Annotated in this window: 17 protein-coding genes; 12 read left to right on the top strand and 5 right to left on the bottom strand. The window is 49.9% G+C overall.

Annotated elements, in window-relative coordinates; translation table 11 throughout:
* Positions 1–52: 52 nt before the first annotated feature.
* Together ACPLJI_RS06340 and ACPLJI_RS06335 are read right to left on the bottom strand one after the other, a co-directional pair.
* Positions 53–379 (bottom strand): hypothetical protein, encoded by a 327-nt coding sequence (locus ACPLJI_RS06340; protein WP_424730253.1) that lies wholly within the window; start codon positions 377–379, stop codon positions 53–55.
* A gap of 68 nt (positions 380–447) precedes the next feature.
* The gene (locus ACPLJI_RS06335) at positions 448–930 is read right to left on the bottom strand and encodes an adenosine-specific kinase (RefSeq protein ID WP_424730252.1); all 483 of its coding nucleotides are present in this window, start codon (positions 928–930) and stop codon (positions 448–450) included.
* Positions 931–1062: 132 nt separating this feature from the next.
* Here ACPLJI_RS06335 and ACPLJI_RS06330 point away from each other — a divergent pair, with 132 nt between their 5' ends.
* From ACPLJI_RS06330 to trxB, 8 genes are all read left to right on the top strand, one after another.
* Complete coding sequence (locus ACPLJI_RS06330) at positions 1063–1611, top strand: helix-turn-helix domain-containing protein (protein ID WP_424730251.1); 549 nt, start codon at positions 1063–1065, stop codon at positions 1609–1611.
* A 10-nt stretch (positions 1612–1621) separates the two neighbouring features.
* Positions 1622–3301: an AMP-binding protein gene (locus tag ACPLJI_RS06325; RefSeq protein WP_424730250.1), complete on the top strand. Its 1680-nt coding sequence runs from the start codon at positions 1622–1624 to the stop codon at positions 3299–3301.
* Positions 3298–3537: a 3-methyl-2-oxobutanoate dehydrogenase subunit VorC gene (gene vorC / locus ACPLJI_RS06320; protein ID WP_237779802.1), complete on the top strand. Its 240-nt coding sequence runs from the start codon at positions 3298–3300 to the stop codon at positions 3535–3537. Before ACPLJI_RS06325 ends, vorC begins: the two co-directional genes overlap by 4 nt.
* Entirely contained in the window at positions 3518–4576 is a 1059-nt protein-coding gene (gene vorB, locus ACPLJI_RS06315) for a 3-methyl-2-oxobutanoate dehydrogenase subunit VorB (RefSeq protein ID WP_424730249.1), read from the top strand. The genes vorC and vorB overlap by 20 nt, the downstream gene beginning before the upstream one ends.
* Positions 4569–6005: a 2-oxoacid:acceptor oxidoreductase family protein gene (locus ACPLJI_RS06310; protein WP_424730248.1), complete on the top strand. Its 1437-nt coding sequence runs from the start codon at positions 4569–4571 to the stop codon at positions 6003–6005. Before vorB ends, ACPLJI_RS06310 begins: the two co-directional genes overlap by 8 nt.
* A complete protein-coding gene (gene gatD, locus ACPLJI_RS06305; RefSeq protein ID WP_424730247.1) occupies positions 6005–7312 on the top strand; it encodes a Glu-tRNA(Gln) amidotransferase subunit GatD in 1308 nt (435 codons plus the stop codon). Before ACPLJI_RS06310 ends, gatD begins: the two co-directional genes overlap by 1 nt.
* A gap of 4 nt (positions 7313–7316) precedes the next feature.
* The gene (gene gatE, locus ACPLJI_RS06300) at positions 7317–9176 is read left to right on the top strand and encodes a Glu-tRNA(Gln) amidotransferase subunit GatE (protein WP_424730246.1); all 1860 of its coding nucleotides are present in this window, start codon (positions 7317–7319) and stop codon (positions 9174–9176) included.
* A gap of 185 nt (positions 9177–9361) precedes the next feature.
* Entirely contained in the window at positions 9362–10270 is a 909-nt protein-coding gene (gene trxB, locus ACPLJI_RS06295) for a thioredoxin-disulfide reductase (protein ID WP_424730245.1), read from the top strand.
* A gap of 11 nt (positions 10271–10281) precedes the next feature.
* On the opposite strand, the gene ACPLJI_RS06290 is transcribed toward trxB, so the two are convergent.
* Both ACPLJI_RS06290 and ACPLJI_RS06285 read right to left on the bottom strand, forming a co-directional pair.
* Positions 10282–11202, bottom strand: a complete 921-nt coding sequence (locus ACPLJI_RS06290) for a restriction endonuclease (protein WP_424741174.1) — start codon at positions 11200–11202, stop codon at positions 10282–10284.
* A gap of 10 nt (positions 11203–11212) precedes the next feature.
* Positions 11213–11347, bottom strand: coding sequence for a hypothetical protein (locus ACPLJI_RS06285; protein ID WP_424741173.1), 135 nt, complete (start codon positions 11345–11347; stop codon positions 11213–11215).
* 69 nt (positions 11348–11416) lie between these two features.
* Between ACPLJI_RS06285 and ACPLJI_RS06280 the strand changes: the two genes are divergently transcribed.
* From ACPLJI_RS06280 to ACPLJI_RS06265, 4 genes are all read left to right on the top strand, one after another.
* Positions 11417–11977, top strand: a complete 561-nt coding sequence (locus ACPLJI_RS06280) for a GMP synthase subunit A (protein ID WP_374891594.1) — start codon at positions 11417–11419, stop codon at positions 11975–11977.
* A 176-nt stretch (positions 11978–12153) separates the two neighbouring features.
* On the top strand, positions 12154–13080 hold the full coding sequence (guaA, locus tag ACPLJI_RS06275; RefSeq protein ID WP_424730243.1) for a glutamine-hydrolyzing GMP synthase: 927 nt from the start codon (positions 12154–12156) through the stop codon (positions 13078–13080).
* Positions 13081–13339: 259 nt separating this feature from the next.
* Positions 13340–13795 (top strand): peptide-methionine (R)-S-oxide reductase MsrB, encoded by a 456-nt coding sequence (gene msrB / locus ACPLJI_RS06270; protein WP_048901208.1) that lies wholly within the window; start codon positions 13340–13342, stop codon positions 13793–13795.
* 30 nt (positions 13796–13825) lie between these two features.
* Positions 13826–14056, top strand: a complete 231-nt coding sequence (locus tag ACPLJI_RS06265; RefSeq protein WP_013295920.1) for a hypothetical protein — start codon at positions 13826–13828, stop codon at positions 14054–14056.
* Between the two features lie 145 nt (positions 14057–14201).
* Here the strand turns inward: ACPLJI_RS06265 and ACPLJI_RS06260 are convergent, their stop codons facing one another.
* Positions 14202–14561 carry a hypothetical protein gene (locus ACPLJI_RS06260; RefSeq protein WP_013295921.1) on the bottom strand — a complete coding sequence of 120 codons (360 nt, stop codon included), beginning with the start codon at positions 14559–14561 and terminating at the stop codon, positions 14202–14204.
* Positions 14562–15545 lie beyond the last annotated feature (984 nt).

Raw genomic sequence — 15545 nt, 5'->3', positions numbered from 1 at the left:
CTCTGAGAAAAGGACATAACCCCAGGGATCAATAAAAATTTAAAAAATGGATTTACTCCTGCAGTTCCTGGATGGTCACACCGTAGGTGTAAACCGTCATTCCCTCCTCTTCAGTCTGACTGAAGGGTGCTGTGCCCTTGAAGTAGGCCTTAACCTCACCGGTATCTGCGATATTCATTGTGAGAGGTTCCATGTCGGTCATTGATTCAAAAAAGGCCATTGCAGCTTCTATATCCCTCTTATCCGGACTTTCAAAGGTTATTGAGAGTGTACCTTTCTGTTTTTCCTTCATCCGGACCCTGTTCTGGTTTATTTCCAGGACATTTTCCCCCTTATTTTTGTTTCCGCTCTCCTTAACAAAAACCACTGTATCTGACATTTAAACAACCCCCGTATTATTACTGGGCGTACTGTTTAATATATTTTTGGCCCTTCCTTGTGAGTCCACTAAAACTTGTATCCGATAAGGCGGAGGAATCTCTTTCTCTCTGCAATAGCCTCCTCGTCCTCTATACCATCAGGGCTGCTGCCATCTATGACCCCCAGTATACCCCTTCCCTGATCTGTCTCGGCAATGATGACCTCAACAGGGTTCGCGGTGGCGCAGTAAATGTTAACAACCTCCGGGACGTCCTTTATCCGCTGCAGTACGTTTATTGGGAATGCGTCCCTGAGGAACACTATGAACGAGTGTCCGGCTCCAATTTCAAGCATGGTCTCTGCTGCAAGCTCCTCAAGTTCCTCATCATTTCCAGCATGCCTCACAAGGCAGTCTCCCGATGCCTCTGCAAACGCCACCCCAAATTTTGCCTGGGGAACCGTGTTGACCACGGCCTCATAGATGTCCTCAACGGTCTTTATGAAGTGGCTCTGCCCGAGTATCAGGTTCAGGTCCTCCTTGGGCTCTATTCTGACCTTCTTCATCTCCATGAAAAGACCTCCTTTCAATATATTTATTATGTGTAACTTAAATCATTAAAGGAGGAGAAATGTATTTAAGGCAGAAGACATTTATCATTAATAATCATTATTATTTTTTTCTGGCACTGATGAGGTGTAACCATGAAAGAGAAAAGTAAGGAGATTGGTTCCCGTGTAAGGGAACTGAGGGAACTCTCAGAAATCACAGAAGATGAAATGGCCAGTTACCTGAACATTGACGTGGAAACCTACCGCCGCTATGAGACCGGAGAGGAGGACATCCCGGCAAGCATACTCTTTGAGATAGCCCATAAGATGGGCGTTGACATGGGACTTCTGCTCACAGGTGAGGAGACAAGGATGCACATCTTCACCGTCACCCGTAAGGGTAAGGGGGTGGAGGTTGAGAGGAGAAAACAGTACCGCTACGAAAACCTGGCAGAGAAGTTCATACACAAGAAGGCCGAACCATTCATAGTTACAGTGGAGCCCCGTGACGAAAAACCAAAGACCAACAGCCACCCCGGCCAGGAATTCAACTACGTCCTGGAGGGGCGCATAAGGTTCTACATACATGACAATGAGATAATACTGAATGAGGGGGACTCCATATTCTTCGATTCATCATATGAACATGCAATGGAGGCCCTTGATGGCAAAAGAGCCAGGTTCCTTGCAATAATAATGTAGAGGTGTGCCAATGACTGCTCTCATACATGAATTCGTTAACCGTGTTGAATTTGACTCATACGAGGATTTCCGTGATAATTTCCAGATAAAGATACCTGAAAACTTCAACTTTGCATACGACGTTGTTGACCGCTACGCAGAGATTGAACCCGGCAAGACAGCCATCGTCTGGTGCAACGACAGTGGAGATGAAAGGAGGATAACCTTCGGTGAGCTCAGGGAACTCTCAGACAGGGCGGCCATTTTCTTCACCAGGGAGGGTATAGGGAAGGGTGACACCGTCATGCTGACCCTCAAGGCAAGGTACGACTTCTGGTACTCCCTCCTGGGACTCCACAAGATAGGCGCCATTGCAATACCAGCCACGCACATGCTCAAGGAGAAGGACATCATCTACCGTATAAGGGAAGCCGATATAAGGATGGTTGTCTGCATAGCAGAGGACGGTGTGCCTGATGTATTTGACAGTGCCATTGATGAAATGGGGGCAGACGTTAAAAGGGTCATCGTCAGTGACATGGAAAGGGAAGGATGGATAAACCTAAGGGAGGAACTCAGTAACATCCAGGAAGACTTCAAGGCCCCTGAAGACCGTCCTGGCGGAGAGGATACACTGCTTGTGTACTTCTCATCAGGTACAACAGGAATGCCCAAGATGATCGAACACGACCACACCTACCCCCTCGGCCATATAATAACAGCAAAGTACTGGCAGAACGTCAGGGAGGACGGTCTCCACTACACGGTCGCAGACACAGGCTGGGCCAAGGCCATGTGGGGGCAGATCTACGGGCAGTGGATAGCTGGAAGCGCCGTCTTTGTCTACGACTACGACCGCTTTGACCCCGAAAGGATGCTTGAGAAGCTTGAAAAATATGATATAACAACCTTCTGCGCCCCCCCAACCATATACAGGTTCCTCATAAAGGAGGATCTCTCACGCTACGACCTCTCAGGCATAGAATATGCGGTAACAGCAGGAGAACCCCTCAACCCTGAGGTCTTTGAGAGGTTCAGGGAACACACAGGCCTGGAGCTCATGGAGGGCTTCGGCCAGACAGAGTGCGTTGTGTGCATAGCAAACTTCCCCTGGATGGAACCAAAGCCGGGCTCAATGGGCAAACCATCACCGGGCTACCTGGTTGAACTTGTGGACAGGAACGGCGAACCTGTGGATGTCGGTGAAGAGGGTGAGATAGTTATTAAAACAGAGGATGGTAAACCGATAGGGCTCTTCAACGGCTACTACAGAAACCCCGATAAGACATCAGAGGTATGGCACGACGGTTACTACCACACAGGGGACACAGCCTGGATGGATGAGGATGGATACATGTGGTTTGTCGGGAGAACCGACGACATAATAAAGAGTTCAGGTTACCGTATAGGACCCTTTGAGGTTGAAAGCGCCATCATATCCCACCCATCGGTCCTTGAATGTGCAGTTACAGGATACCCCGACCCAATAAGGGGACAGGTTGTCAAGGCAACCGTGGTGCTTGCAAGGGGATATGAACCATCAGAGGAACTGAAGAAGGAGATACAGGACCACGTGAAAAGGGTGACAGCACCCTACAAGTACCCCAGGATAGTTGAATTTGTTGATGAACTGCCAAAGACCATAAGCGGTAAGATAAGGCGTGTTGAGATCAGACAGCATGACCTTGAAGGAGACGGTGAAAACCAATGAAGAAGGCCTATCCGGTAATAAACAGGGTCGAATGCAAGGCATGCGAGCGGTGCATAATCGCATGCCCCAGAAAAGTGCTTTACATGAGCAGCAGGATCAACGAGAGGGGCTACCACTACGTCGAGTACCGCGGCGAGGGATGCAACGGCTGCGGGAACTGCTACTATACCTGCCCCGAAATCAACGCAATAGAGGTCCACATAGAGAGGTGTGAAGATGGCGACACAGATGGTTAAGGGTAACACCGCCGTGATAATAGGGGCCATGTATGCGGGCTGCGACTGCTACTTCGGCTACCCCATAACACCCGCAAGCGAGATACTCCACGAGGCCTCAAGGTACTTCCCCATGGTCGGGAGGAAGTTTGTGCAGGCGGAATCAGAAGAGGCAGCCATAAACATGGTGTACGGTGCAGCCGCAGCCGGCCACAGGGTAATGACAGCATCCTCAGGTCCGGGTATAAGCCTGAAACAGGAGGGAATATCCTTCCTTGCAGGCGCAGAGCTCCCTGCGGTCATCGTGGATGTCATGAGGGCCGGTCCTGGACTCGGGAACATCGGGCCGGAGCAGGCAGACTACAACCAGCTTGTGAAGGGTGGTGGACATGGAAACTACAGAAACATCGTCCTTGCACCCAACAGTGTACAGGAGATGTGCGACCTCACAATGGAGGCCTTTGAACTGGCAGACAGATACAGGAACCCTGTTATAATACTTGCAGATGCCGTCCTGGGGCAGATGGCAGAGCCCCTTCGTTTTCCTGAAAGGGCCGTGGAGCACAGGCCAGACACATCATGGGCCGTCTGCGGCAGCAGGGAAACCATGAAAAACCTCGTAACCTCCATATTCCTTGACTTCGATGAACTCGAGGAGTTCAACTTCTCCCTCCAGGAGAAGTATGCAGCGGTTGAGGAGAATGAGGTGAGATACGAGGAATACATGGTTGAGGACGCTGACATTGTACTCGTGGCGTATGGTATAAGCAGCAGGGTCGCAAAGAGCGCGGTTGACACAGCACGTGCAGATGGTATAAAGGTGGGTCTTCTGAGGCCCATAACACTCTTCCCCTTCCCCTCCAGGATAATCGGGGAGCTTGCAGAGCGTGGCTGCACCTTCATATCGGTTGAGATGAGCAGTGGCCAGATGAGGGAAGATATAAGGATGGCCTCCGGCTGCAGGGATGTTGAACTCGTAAACAGAATGGGTGGAAACCTCATAGAACTGAGGGACATCCTCAAGAAGATCAGAGAACTCGCGGGGGAATCCAATGACTAAAAAGGTGATCAGAAAACCAGATTCACTCCACGATGTATTCGAGAGGAAGGGTGGAAGCGCCCCCACAGCCACACACTACTGTGCAGGCTGCGGCCATGGAATACTCCACAAGCTCATAGGCGAGGCCATTGATGAACTGGGTATACAGGAGCGTTCAGTCATGATAAGCCCGGTTGGCTGTGCGGTATTCGCATACTACTACTTTGACTGCGGAAACGTGCAGGTGGCCCATGGGAGAGCCCCTGCAGTGGGGACAGGGATATCACGTGCAGAGGATGATGCCGTGGTCATACTCTACCAGGGCGACGGGGACCTCGCTTCCATCGGCCTCAATGAAACCATACAGGCCGCAAACCGTGGCGAGAAAATGGCGGTCTTCTTTGTCAACAACACCGTATACGGTATGACAGGAGGTCAGATGGCACCAACAACCCTCATAGGTGAGGTTACAGTTACCTGTCCAGGGGGCAGGGATCCACGATACGCAGGTTATCCCCTCCACATGTGTGAACTCCTCGACAACCTCCAGGCCCCGGTTTTCATAGAGAGGGTCTCCCTTGCAGACCCCAAGAGCATAAGGAAAGCTAAAAGGGCTGTTAAAAGAGCCCTTGAAATCCAGAGGGATGGTAAGGGCTATGCATTCGTTGAGGTGCTATCCCCATGCCCCACAAACCTCAGGCAGGACGCCGAGGGTGCTGAGAGGTTCCTCAAGGAGGAAATGGAGAGGGAATTTCCCGTGAAGAACTTCAGGGACCGCTCATCCGAGACAGAACCCCTCATAAGATCAGAGAGCGATTTCTCAAGGGAGAGCCTGGACCGCATATTCCAGATAAGGGAGGACTCTGTGCCGGACCCTGTTGATGACCCGGAATTCCCTGAGGTGAGGGTTAAGATCGCGGGTTTCGGTGGTCAGGGAGTCCTGAGCATGGGGCTGACACTGGCACAGGCAGCCTGCAGTGAGGGAAGACACACATCATGGTACCCTGCCTATGGACCCGAACAGAGGGGCGGTACATCCAGCTGCGGAGTTGTCATATCAGGTGAAAGGGTGGGCTCACCGGCAGTTGACACGCCAGATATCCTAGTGGCCTTCAACCAGCCATCCATAGATGAATTTGCAGGTGATGTCAGGGAGGGTGGTATGATCCTCTATGACACCGCAACCTCTGGTTTCAGGGGTACAAAGAATGTGAGGGCCATAGGTGTGCCGGCCCTTGAAATAGCAAAGGAACACGGCACCGGAAGGGCCGCCAACACCGCCATGCTGGGTGTTATTATGGCCCTTGGAATCACAGGCCTCGATGAGGAATCCTTCAGGGATGCCATAAGGTTCACCTTCTCTGGTAAGGATAAGATAATAGATATCAACCTTAAAATACTCGAGGCAGGAGCAGACTGGGCCAGGAAGAACCTTGAGGGGGAATTTTAATGTCATACCGTGGATCAGCCAGGAAATTCCTTGAATCAGCCTCAATAGAGGTGGGTGACACCGTTAGGGTGGAGAAACCCGATGTGACCTATGAGGGTATGGTGCTGGACCGTGCAGATGATGCAGATGACAGGCGCATCGTCCTGAAACTCAAAAACGGATACAACATTGGAGTTGAAATCAGCGACGCAAAAATAGAGCTCATTGAGAGGGGTTCAGAGCCAAAAATAGAGCTCCCCCCGGTTGATGTGAGTGAGGACCCCGGCCTACCAGATGTATCCATAATATCAACGGGCGGTACCGTTGCATCAATAATAGACTACCGTACAGGTGCAGTGCACCCGGCCTTCACCGCAGATGACCTCCTCCGGGCAAACCCCGAACTTCTGGATATGGCAAACATAAGGGGTAAGGCTGTCCTAAACATCCTCAGTGAGAACATGAAACCCGAATACTGGGTTGAAACCGCAAGGGCCGTTTACAGGGAGATAGATGCCGGTGTAGATGGTGTTGTTGTTGCACATGGAACCGACACCATGCACTACACATCCGCCGCCCTCAGCTTCATGCTCCAGACTCCAGTCCCTGTGGTCCTCACAGGCGCCCAGAGGAGTTCAGACAGACCATCATCGGATGCAAGCCTCAACATACAGTGCTCGGTGAGGGCCGCCACCTCTGATATAGCGGAGGTCACGGTCTGCATGCATGCAACCATGGATGACCTCAGCTGCCACCTCCACAGGGGAGTGAAGGTGAGGAAGATGCACACCTCAAGGAGGGACACCTTCAGGAGCATAAACGCCCTTCCCCTTGCAGAGGTAACACCAGGGGACATCAAAATACTTGATGATAATTACAGGAAGAGGGGTTCAGGTGAACTGGAACTCCATGAAAGGGTTGAGGAGAGGGTTGCCCTCATAAAGAGTTACCCCGGTATGTCCCCTGATATCATAGAATGGCACCTGGAGAGGGGCTACAGGGGACTGGTCATGGAGGGCACAGGCCTCGGACACTGCCCCGACACACTGATACCGGTACTCAGGGAGGCCCATGATATGGGGGTCCCCGTTGCCATGACATCCCAGTGCCTCAATGGAAGGGTCAACATGAACGTCTACAGCACAGGAAGGAGGCTCCTCCAGGCGGGCGTCATACCCTGCGCAGATATGCTGCCGGAGGTTGCCTACGTAAAGATGTGCTGGACACTGGGACAGACGGATGAACCCGAAAGGGTGCGTGAAATGATGATGGATAACATTGCAGGGGAAATTAACAGGAAGACATCCATAGCATACTTCAGGGGTTGATCAGATGAACTGGGATGAAATAGGGCTCAAAATGGGCCTCGAGATACACCAGCAGCTTGATACAGAGAGCAAACTCTTCTGCCCTTGCAGAACAGAACTCATGGATTCAGAACCTGACCATGACATAGTGAGGAACCTCAGGCCAACCCAGAGTGAACTCGGGAAATTCGACAGGGCAGCCTTTGAGGAGGCCATGAGGAAGCTCCACTTCCACTACGAAAACTACGATGATGGAACATGCCTGGTTGAGGCAGATGAGGAGCCACCCCACCCCCTAAACAGAGAGGCCCTTGAACTTGCAGTTACAATCGCACTCCTCCTCAACATGAGGGTTGTGGATGAATTCCACACCATGAGGAAGCAGGTCATCGATGGCAGCAACACCGGGGGCTTCCAGAGGACGGGCCTTGTTGCAACCGACGGCCACCTTGAAACACCACAGGGGACTGTTAAAATAGAGAACCTCTGCCTTGAGGAGGACGCCGCAAGGAGGATCAGGGAGACAGAGGATGGTGTTGTATTCAGACTGGACCGCCTGGGCATACCCCTCGTTGAGATAACCACAGACCCATCCATCAGTGACCCCCAGCAGCTCAGGGATGTCGCATACCAGATAGGCCAGGTGCTCAGGAGCACCCGTGTTAAGAGGGGCCTCGGGACCATAAGGCAGGACCTCAACATATCCATACGTGAGGGGGCCAGGGTCGAGGTGAAGGGTGTCCAGGACCTTGACCTCATCCCGGAGATAGTTGAGAGGGAGGTCATGAGGCAGCTGAAACTGGTTGAGATAAGAAACATCCTCAGGAAGAGGGGAGCCTCGGTTGATGGGGATCTGGTTGATGTCTCAGAGGTCTTCAGGGATACGGCCTCCAGGATAATATCCTCGGCAGAATCAGTACTCGCTGTTAAACTGATGGGCTTCCATGGACTGATAGGAACTGAAATACAGCCCGGAAGACGTTTAGGTACAGAGATGGCTGACTATGCAAAGAAGAGGGGCGTTAAGGGGATATTCCACACCGATGAACTCCCGGCCTACGGCATAACCCCTGAGGAGGTTAAAGCACTCAGGGATGCTGTTGATGCCTCAGAGGATGATGCGGTGGTCCTGGTGGCCCATGATAGGGAGACAGCGGAGAATGCCCTCCGGGAGGTCATGAAACGCGCCAGGATGGCCATTGATGGTGTGCCGGAGGAGACCCGGAAGGCCCTTCCCGACGGTAACACCCAGTACCTCAGGCCACTCCCAACCTCAAGCAGGATGTACCTTGAAACAGACATACCGCTATTCAGCATAGAAGAGGAATTCATCGCCGGGATCCGGGAGAACCTCCCTGAGCTTCCATCAGAGAAGAGGGAGAGGCTCATAGGGGAGTATGGCCTCAGTGGGGACCTTGCATCCCAGCTTGTTAAGAGAAACCTTGTTGAGGAATTCGAGGCCCTCGCAGAGTTCAGGGTTGATGTGACCGTGATAGCATCACTCCTCGCCTACACCCTCAGGGAGCTTGGAAGGGAGGGCCATGATATGGACGTTATTGGCATTGATGAACTCAGAGACGCCATAAGACTCCTTGAGGAGGGTAAGGTGTCAAAGGATGCCCTCAGGGACATAGTTGCCTGCATGGCCGATGATGGTGTAACAGCAGGTGAGGCTGCAGAGAAACTGGACCTCCTGCTCCTCACAGAGGATGAGGTTGAGGCTGTGATAGATGAGATCATTGAGCTTAACCATGAAATGATCCAGGAGAGGGGTATGGGTGCAATGGGACCCCTGATGGGTCAGGCCATGGGTAGGCTGCGTGGTAGAGCCGATGGTAAGATTGTAAACAGGATACTGAACTCAAAAATCCGGGAAAGACTCTAGAAACCTCATTTTACATTTTAGTTCACAAAAATATATTACCTTTTTCAATGCAAACTTAGATCCCGCTTAGTCCCCTTTAAACACCTCATAATCACAGTATACCATTAATTTTTTTAATGCAGATAGGTCATTTACTTAAATCTTTATCTCAATCAAAAACCAAGATAAAACCTGAAGGTGGTATGATGACTGATTACGACATAATAGTTATAGGGGCTGGCCCCGCAGGACTAACAGCAGGTATCTATGGTGGAAGGCAGGGAAGTCGTGTTCTCATGCTGGATAAGGGCCCTGCAGGTGGACTGGGCCTTGAGGTCCCCATGATGGAGAATTACCCTGGATTTGAAATGATAGCCGGGATGAGCCTTGTCACCAAAATGAAGAAACAGGCCACGAAGGTGGCTGAGCTCAGGGAAATGGAGGAAGTGAAGGAGATAGAGAAGGATGACGTGTTCACAGTCAGTACCTCAAGGGACACCTACACGGCCTCCGCACTGATCTTTGCAACAGGGAGCAGGCACAGGCAGCTGGGCGTGCCAGGCGAGAACGACCTCCTTGGAAGGGGTGTGTGTTACTGTGCAACCTGTGACGGCCCACTCTACAGGGGCAGGAAGGTCCTCATGGTTGGTGGAGGAAACAGTGCAGCCCAGGAGGCAGTGTTCCTCAAAAACATAGGGTGTGACGTCAGCATAGTCCACAGGAGGGATGAACTGAGGGCCGACAGGTACCTCCAGGAAAAGCTGAAGGAAATGGACATCCCTGTGATATGGAACTCTGTTGTAACCGAGATAAGGGGTGATGATAGGGTTGAGGAGGTCATGATACACAACCGTGTAACAGGTGAGGATGAGGCCCTGAAGGTTGATGGGATATTCATATCCATAGGTGAAGAGCCCCTCAATCAGCTCGCAGTTGAACTGGGTGTTGAGGTGGATGATGGCGGCTACATCATAACAGATAAAAGGCAGAGGACAAACATCCCCCTTGTATACGCGGCGGGGGATATCACCGGGGGCCTGAACCAGTGGGTAACAGCATGTGCAGAGGGGGCAATTGCAGCAACCTATGCCTACAGTGAAATACAGAGACTCTGAAGGGATTCTCCTCATTCAGAAAAATAATCATTATCAATCTTTTTAACAGAATAGGAGGCCACCTCAGTTACACCCACACCATGTTCAATCATATAGTCCGCCATCTGCATGCCATCAACAAGCACTATCCTGCTATCAATTTTGGAAACATATTCTCTTGCACCTTCCGTAAAATTCGATGTGGTTATGAATATGCCCTTCGCTGCCCTCTTACCCTGCAGTGCACCCGCAAATTTCTGGATCTCGGGACGGGACACTGAACTGTTCCACCTTTTAGCCTGTATGTAGATAACCTCAAGTCCCAGTCTGTCCTCCTTTATTATTCCGTCGACTCCACCGTCCCCCTGCCTGCCAATGGCACTCCCTGCATCCTCCCTGGATCCTCCATAACCCATCCTCACAAGTAGATCCACAACAAGTCGTTCAAAGAATTCAGGTGAGCTGTTCCTGACCATATCCAGGATTTCGGCTGCGAGGCCCTTCCTGAGTTCATCATAGGCCCTTTCAAGTCTCTCCTCAGGGGTGAGCCTCTCCCTACTCGAATTGGTCCTTTTTTGAAGCTTTTTACGGGTCTTCCTTGGTTTCCCTGATCCCCCACAAAACTCTGCAAATTCAGGGAACTGCATCAGAAAATCAACGTCAATGGCATGCGGATCCCCCTTAAGAATCTCCAATCCGCGCTCTGTGATATTAAAAAATCCCCTTTTCCTTGATTCAAGAAGACCCGCCTTCTTGAGGTATGTCTTGGCCCATGAAACCCTGCCTTTGAATTTTGGCGAGCCACTCGGCATGAGTTCGTTTAAATCGTCCTGGGATAACTGGAACTCCTCTGCAAGTTTTTCTATGGACCCATTTAAACTCTGCTCTCCCTCAGCTGCCAGCCTCAGGATGGGTAACATTATATCCTGAAAATCAGGGACCGCTATATGCACCCCTCCAGTGTCATCTTCCATCCCTGAGGAAGACGTATATCACATAGGCTATTATAAGAACCACTATAACCGGCAGCAACCAGATAAGAACATAGAATGCCACAACCGCAAGTACAAGTGCAACCAGAATGTAAATTATATCCATGGCCTCCATAATATTTAATTATCCAATGAAATATAAATAGATTTTCAGAATCAGACAGGGAGAATGTTTATGATACTCATCATCAATAATCACGGCCAGTACAACCACAGAATACACAGGACACTCCGGTATCTCCAGATACCCTCCAGTCTCGTGCCCAACACAACACCGCTGGATGAGATCATCTCAATGGAACCAGATGGCCTCATACTCGGTGGCGGCCCATCACTTGAGATGGCAGGTAACTGTGTTGAGTACATCCAGAAACTCGATATTCCGATACTGGGTATCTGCCTGGGCCACCAGCTCATAGCCATGGCCTACGGTGGGGAGGTTGCAACCGCCGAGGCAGAGAGCTACGCCCAGATAGAACTGGAGATACTGGACGAGGATGACATCTTCAGGGGCCTCGGCCCCAGGATGAGTGTATGGGCCTCCCACAAGGATGAGGTTAAGAGGCTCCCCGAGGACTTCGATGTGCTTGCAACCTCTAGCATATGTGAGGTGGAGGCCATGAAACACCATGAGAGGCCAGTCTACGGTATACAGTTCCACCCTGAGGTACACCATACACAGGATGGTCACCGGGTCTTCGAAAACTTCCATGAGGTCTGTGAAAACCTCCAATAGAAACACCTTCAAAAAAAACCTCTGAAAACTTCCATGAAGTCCGCAGAAACATCTAATATAAAGGTTTCATAAGAGACACCCAACATCAGGCAAAGATTTCATGGAAAAGGCTGACCTTAACATTAAATAGGAGCCACACAAATAATTAAACCAATCATTTTTATCCGGTGATATTAATGCTGAATCCATCTGATTTTATCCGGGAAGCTGTGGAAGAGATAAGAAATACCGTGGGTGATGAAAAGGCAATAATAGCACTCTCAGGAGGAGTTGACAGTTCAGTGGCCTCTGTACTTGCAGGTAAGGCCATAGGTGATAACCTGACAGCGGTCTTCGTTGACCATGGACTCCTCAGGGAGGGCGAGGCAGAATACGTGAAGAAAACCTTCAGTGATAGGCTTAACTTCCGATACATTGATGCATCAGACGAGTTCCTGGGGGAACTTGAGGGTGTGACGGACCCTGAGGAGAAACGCAAGATAATCGGGAGGGTCTTCATTGAGGTCTTTGAACGCGTTGCAGAGGAGATAGGCGCGAGGTACCTGGTGCAGGGTACCATAGCCCCCGACTGGATCGAGAGTGAGGGTAAGATAAAATCCCACCACAACGTTGCACTCCCCCATGGACTGGTGCTTGAGATAGTGGAACCAATAAGGGAACTGTACAAGGATGAGGTGCGGGAAATTGGCCTTGAACTCGGCCTTCCCCGTGAGATGATCCAGAGGCAGCCATTCCCTGGTCCTGGACTTGCGGTGAGGATCGTGGGTGAGATAACCAAGGAGAAAATAGGGATATGCAGGAGGGCCAACGCCATCGTGGAGGAGGAGGTCCTTGAAAGCGGACTCCATGAGAGCCTCTGGCAGTACTTTGCTGTGCTCACAGACACCATGGTGACCGGTGTTAAGGGTGATGTGAGGGACTTCGGCTATCTCGTGGTCATCAGGATGGTTGAATCCCTTGATGCAATGACCGCAAGTGTCCCTGAACTCCCCTGGGACCTTGTGAAGAGGATATCAAAGCGTATAACCTCCGAGATACCTGAGGTTACACATGTGGCGCTTTCTGTGAGTGATAAGCCGCCAAGCACCATTGAATTTGCCTGAATTAGATTTGAAATTTGAGACATCCTCCCTTATTCTTTCCATTATCACCATCCCGGTGAGTTTCCCACAAATACTATCTTTTTATCATCTATCATGTCTGAATGGGGAGTTCCATTGTCTTTTAAATGACACGCAGACGATCCCTTATCATCCATCATGGGACGGTCATGAAACACTGCAGTCATGGATCTGAGATCCCTCTAAAAAGATGAATGATTATAATATAATCTAATATACATTTAAGAACATATTTCCAGTCATGAGTGAAAAAATACCCATATTCTCCGCTGCAGGTGGAAATGTTGAGATGGTTGAAAAGATCGAATTAACCGTTGAGGAGTGGCGGGAGATACTCGAACCCGAGGCCTTCCGTGTTGCAAGGTGCGGAGGCACAGAACCTCCATTCACAGGCGAATACCATGACTTCCATGGTGACGGTATATACCGCTGCGTATGCTGCGGCACAGACCTCTTTGACTCAGAAACCAAATTTGATTCAGGCACAGGATGGCCAAGCTTCTATGACACCATATCAGAGTACAATGTGGAACTCAGGGAGGACCGGAGCCTTGGAATGGTGCGCTGTGAGGTCCTCTGTGCGAGGTGCGGCGCCCATCTTGGCCATGTATTCGATGACGGCCCCCTGCCAACAGGTAAGAGGTACTGTATGAACTCAGCGGCACTTAAATTCATCCCAAGGAGCCAGATACGCTGAGGTTCAAATATAGAGGCTTGGAGGCATTTAATGGCTGAGGACTTTGGAAGGTACTGGGTGGCCGGACTCATAATGGCCGTTGCCGGTGGTATGCTGAACACCCTCACCTACATCATAGGAACCTGGAGGCCGGAACAGTATCCCGAGTGGCTGCTGGGAATACTCACAGGTGCCATAGGTATCACCATGTTCATCCTGGTACCCTGGATCTACGGGAGGCTAGTGGAGTTCATATACATGAGGTTCATAGCCAGGAGCTGAAGAAAAACCCTAGCTAGACACCCCTGAGTAAGGCCACCCCCGAAGAGATAAAAGAAACAGAGCTGAAGAAAAACCCTAGCTAGACACCCCTGAGTAAGGCCACCCCCGAAGAGATAAAAGAAACAGAGCTGAAGAAAAACCCTAGCTAGACACCCATCATTGAAGCTGCCTCGTTGAGGAGCTCATTGGCCTCATTTATCATGAGACCCGCATGGACAAAGTGGTCATCATCACCATCATCATAGAACCTCATGAACTCCCTCAGAGAATCCCTGTAAATCCCCGCCGCCCTGAGGATCGTGCTGTGCGCACCCTCCAGTCCAGGATCCGGGACTTCAACCCTTATATCATTGAATATTTCACTTAAGGAACGTTCGATATCCATAAATTCCTCTTTGAGTTCCTCAGGATTCTTCCCGCCCTTCAGAAGGAGAAGGTTACCCCTGAATCGGTTCACATTGTACCCTATCCTCTGGACATGCCTCTGCATACTTTCAGTGTACATAGGACCTCCCCATTTCAATCTAAGTGTCCTTCTGAAAAAATAGATTTCCATTTATTCGCTATATTCAAGTGTACCATGTTCCTGCAGTAGTATCATATGGATGACGTGTATGAGAAGGAGGATATGTTATGCCGTTCAATCTTATCCCCCTCATTTATTTTTTGATCCATATGAGTGTTATGGCGATTATTGTGCCGAACCATACAGCTGCGGGCACTATAGGCTATAAGGCCTGATAAATCCATCTCATTTTTAGGTATGTGAGGAAGGCAAGTATTCCTGCGAAAATCATCACTGGAATCATTATGTCTATGATTTCATCGTCTGGGTCGCTTAGAACCGCCATCTTATCTAGCAGCCTATTATGATATCTGTCTGTTCTTCTCTGATACTGCAGAAAACTTGTACATGTTCTATACAAGAATATAACGAAATAAAATACACCTGAAAAACCAACTCCATAACTCACATGTCAGTATATGGCCGTTATACCCGCCACCCGTCCAATAGTATAGTCTGCGTCCTCTGCTCCGGGCGCGGGATTTTCATCTATAAAGAGTATCTTATGTAACTTTGTATTTGTCATAAAATGATTCTTGTTTACATAAGATTCTTGAGGATAGTGAGTTTACTTTGTCATGCTTGAAAATAAAATATGTGGAGGTTGAGAAGAAAACTTTGATAGTCGCTTTTTTGGGAACCTGATATTCCCTTTTGGGTCTGTGCAGTGGGTGTTGATCCACTTTCAGGTTATCTGGGAAGAGGGGGATAAGATTGGGCTGATGGGGGGCTGCTATTTGGAGGCCAAAAATGCCCTGAACCTCTTTATTTTGGTGTTGGCTTGTTGTTGGGTTTAACGCTCCTCAAATATATAACCGAGAAAGAAAAAGTACACCTAGGAGCATTATAACAAAAAGTGTTTTGATCACCCATTTTCCTCGCCTCTAAACACATTCTTCGACAGAAAATAGATTAGCAAAAACA

The organism is Methanothermobacter sp. (assembly GCF_049720995.1).
Classification (GTDB): domain Archaea; phylum Methanobacteriota; class Methanobacteria; order Methanobacteriales; family Methanothermobacteraceae; genus Methanothermobacter.
The sequence above is the reverse complement of the archived record's forward strand: the minus strand, read 5'-3'. Positions and strand labels throughout refer to the sequence as shown.